Origin of the sequence: uncultured Rhodococcus sp., from assembly GCF_963525155.1 — a bacterium.
In the GTDB taxonomy this organism is placed as follows: Bacteria; Actinomycetota; Actinomycetes; order Mycobacteriales; family Mycobacteriaceae; genus Rhodococcus_F; species Rhodococcus_F qingshengii.
Genome location: NZ_CAURKP010000307.1, coordinates 1 through 3,776, shown reverse-complemented (window position 1 = coordinate 3,776; position 3,776 = coordinate 1). Strand labels below are relative to the sequence as shown.

Here is a 3,776-nt window from a genome sequence, read left to right as displayed (position 1 = left end):
GGTCAGGGCGGTTCTCGTCCGGCTCCGGGTCAGGGCGGTCCCCGTCCGGCTCCCGGTCAGGGTGGACCTCGTCCGGCTCCGGGTCAGGGCGGTCCCCGTCCGGCTCCCGGCCAGGGTGGACCCCGTCCGCCTGCAGGTCAGGGCGGACCCCGTCCCAGCCCCGGCTCCATGCCTCCTCGCCCGAACCCGGGTGCAATGCCTGCTCGTTCCGCTCGTCCCGCGCCCGGTGGCGGCGGACGTCCGGGTCGTCCCGGTGGCGCTCCCGGTGGTCGCCCGGGTGGCGGCGGCGGTGGATACCGCGGTGGCGGCGCTCCCGGCGCCGGTGCCGGTGCAGGTGCTCCCGGTGGAGCAGCTCCGGCCGGTGGATTCCGCGGTCGTCCCGGCGGCGGTGGCCGTCCCGGTCAGCGCGGCGCAGCGGCAGGTGCATTCGGTCGTCCCGGCGGAGCAGTTCGCCGTGGACGTAAGTCGAAGCGGGCGAAGCGCGCCGAGTACGAAAGCATGCAGGCTCCCGCAGTCGGCGGCGTCAGGCTGCCACGCGGCAACGGCGAGACCATCCGTCTCGCTCGCGGCGCATCTCTGTCGGACTTCGCGGACAAGATCGACGCGAACCCCGCAGCACTCGTGCAGGCGTTGTTCAACCTCGGTGAGATGGTCACGGCAACTCAGTCGGTCAACGACGAGACGCTGGAGCTGCTCGGCGGCGAAATGAACTACGTCGTGCAGGTCGTCAGCCCGGAGGACGAGGATCGCGAGCTGCTCGACAGCTTCGACCTCACCTACGGCGAGGACGCCGGCGGAGAAGAGGACCTCGAGTCCCGTCCGCCTGTGGTCACCGTCATGGGCCACGTCGACCACGGTAAGACCCGTCTGCTCGACGTGATCCGTAAGGCGAATGTCCGTGAGGGCGAAGCCGGCGGCATCACGCAGCACATCGGTGCCTACCAGGTGCTGACCGAGCTCGAGGGCAACGAGCGTCTCGTGACGTTCATCGACACCCCCGGTCACGAGGCCTTCACGGCCATGCGTGCTCGTGGTGCCAAGGCCACCGACCTCGCGATCCTTGTTGTCGCAGCCGACGACGGCGTCATGCCGCAGACGGTGGAAGCGATCAACCACGCCCAGGCGGCCGACGTGCCGATCGTGGTCGCGGTGAACAAGATCGACAAGGAAGGCGCGAACCCGGACAAGATCCGGCAGCAGCTCACCGAGTACGGACTGGTGGCCGAGGAATACGGCGGAGACACCATGTTCGTCGACATCTCGGCGAAGCAGGGTCTCAACATCGACGCACTGCTCGAAGCAGTGCTGTTGACGGCCGACGCTTCCCTGGATCTGCGCGCCAACCCGGACATGGACGCTCAGGGTGTTGCCATCGAGGCGCACCTCGACCGTGGCCGCGGCCCCGTCGCTACCGTGCTCATTCAGCGCGGAACGCTGCGGGTCGGCGACTCGATCGTTGCCGGCGATGCTTACGGCCGCGTCCGCCGCATGGTGGACGAGCACGGTCAGGACGTCCACGAGGCACTGCCTTCACGTCCGGTCCAGGTCATCGGCTTCACGTCGGTCCCCGGTGCAGGCGACAACCTGCTCGTGGTCGACGAGGACCGTATCGCTCGTCAGATCGCGGACCGTCGCAACGCACGTAAGCGCAACGCGCTTGCAGCGAAGAGTCGTAAGCGCATCAGCCTCGACGATCTCGATGCAGCTCTGAAGGAACATTCACAGCTGAACTTGATCCTCAAGGGTGACAACTCGGGAACCGTGGAGGCCCTCGAAGAGGCTCTCCTCGGAATTCCGATCGACGACGAGGTGCAGTTGCGCGTCATCGACCGCGGTGTCGGTGGCATCACGGAGACCAACGTCAACCTGGCTGCTGCGTCCAACGCGATCATCATCGGCTTCAACGTCCGCGCCGAAGGCAAGGCAACGGAGCTGGCGAACCGCGAGGGCGTCGACATTCGCTACTACTCGGTGATCTACCAGGCCATCGACGAGGTCGAAAAGGCACTCAAGGGTCTGCTCAAGCCGGTGTACGAAGAGGTCGAGCTGGGCAAGGCAGAGATCCGCGCCATGTTCCGTTCGTCCAAGATCGGCAACATTGCCGGTTGCTTGGTCACGTCGGGCAGCATCCGTCGCAACGCCAAGGCACGTCTCATCCGCGACAGCAAGGTCATCGCCGAGACGGTCACCATCTCCTCGCTCAAGCGGGAGAAGGAAGACGCTACCGAGGTTCGCGAAGGCTACGAATGTGGTTTGACCGTCACCTATTCCGATATCAAGATCGGTGACGTTCTCGAGTGCTACGAGCTTCGCGAGAAGCCGCGCGACTGATTATGTCGACACGGGCGTTGGGGCGGACGCACGTGAGTACTAGCTGACATGGACTCTTCCGGACTTGAACATACAAGCCCGGAAGAGTCCATTCGGCTCTGTCTAGGGGGAAAATGTTTGTAGGGGCACTGGAGTTCGACATTCTTTTCGGCGATGTCCACTCACTCAAGGAAAAGCGTTCGATGCTGTCGCCGATCCTGACGGAACTCCGTCGATTCGGTGTGAGTGCAGCGGAGGCGGGGGAGCAGGGACGCCTGCGTCGTGCGCTCGTGGGCGTCGGTGTGGTCAGTTCGTCTGTCGATCACCTGCACGACGTTCTCGATCATTGTGAGCGGGCGGTCGCCGAGCGTCCGGAGATTCAGTTGCTGGCTGTGCGAAGGCGAATCTTCGGCCCGGAAGACTGAGCGTCATCGAGCGGTGTCGATGAGCCACGCTTCCAGACGGCGTACCGAATCGAGTTCGTCGGCAAGGGATTCGGCGTCCTCACAACCAAGTGTGACTGTGTCGACCGCGTCGCGCATTTTTCGCGCAATCTCGGTTTCACTCAGTGCAATGGTGATCCCGACAGAAGCGGTCAGCGCTTTCACCCGGTCCGCGCCTGCGTCCGGGAATCGAAGTAGACCAACGTCCAAAAACCAAGCGGCGGTGTGATCGTCGCTTCTGAAGTCCCGAAGAATCTGGGCGTCGTCGACAATCCCCGCCAGCCCTTCAGCGACTTCGGGTTCGTCACGCTGAATGAAGATGACGTTGTTGCCCGAGGGATCGACGACGGGTGAGCCGACTCAGATCCGGTGAGAAAACGCGTGATTCGCGGGGCGCCCTTGGCGAGGACCTCCCCGTAGGCGGCGCACTACTTCATGCCACTACGAAGCGGACGGTAGACGCGCCCGGATCGATCAAGGTTGATGTGAGCGATTCGCTGGTCAGATTGAGGCCCGCGTTGCCCGCCCCGACCTCAATCGATATCTGGCGGCTCGATTCACCCCGCAGCGAACCGGATCCGTCAGAGATGTGCGTCAAGTCGATTGCTCTCGTTCCACCGGTGCGAGTGTCGCGGTTCGAATAATTGACGTAGGCGGTGATCGAACACGGGCTGTCGAAAAAGGAAGTCCATGAGACTGAAACGACTGCAATGCCTGGACGGTCGTGCGGGGTTTGGACGTAGCCCGTGAGTTGTCCGCTACAAGGAAGGGTGTTGTTCCTTCCCAACGAATATGTCAGTGGAAGCGGTGTGAACTCGCTGTGGTCGGCCGACGCGATTGCCGGCGAGCAAAGTAGTGCAGTCGCAACGAGTCCTCCGGAAATTATCGATGCGGTGATTCTTGATCGCGTCATCGACCGGACGTTACCAACAAAAGGGCGATCGGTCTGTGCTGTGGGTCCGGCAGGCGCGGGTGGATGGTGATTTGGTTGCCGGGTAGCCGATGGACGAGACTGTTGTCGGT

Annotated in this window: 3 protein-coding genes; 2 read left to right on the top strand and 1 reads right to left on the bottom strand. The window is 63.6% G+C overall.

What is annotated here, in order from left to right; genetic code table 11:
- Positions 1-2,331 (top strand): translation initiation factor IF-2 (gene infB, locus RWT78_RS28615; RefSeq protein WP_314682741.1); only part of this gene is annotated, 2,331 nt, incomplete at its 5' end.
- 113 nt (positions 2,332-2,444) lie between these two features.
- Positions 2,445-2,735: a DUF503 domain-containing protein gene (locus RWT78_RS28610; protein WP_003942205.1), complete on the top strand. Its 291-nt coding sequence runs from the start codon at positions 2,445-2,447 to the stop codon at positions 2,733-2,735.
- A gap of 3 nt (positions 2,736-2,738) precedes the next feature.
- Here RWT78_RS28610 and RWT78_RS28605 read toward each other — a convergent pair whose 3' ends face one another.
- A complete protein-coding gene (locus RWT78_RS28605) occupies positions 2,739-2,918 on the bottom strand; it encodes a hypothetical protein (protein WP_314682734.1) in 180 nt (59 codons plus the stop codon).
- Positions 2,919-3,776 lie beyond the last annotated feature (858 nt).

Bases quoted from the DNA above. Each gene is read 5' to 3' on its own strand.
- RWT78_RS28610 (WP_003942205.1), top strand. From the start codon at position 2,445: ATGTTTGTAGGGGCACTGGAGTTCGACATTCTTTTCGGCGATGTCCAC.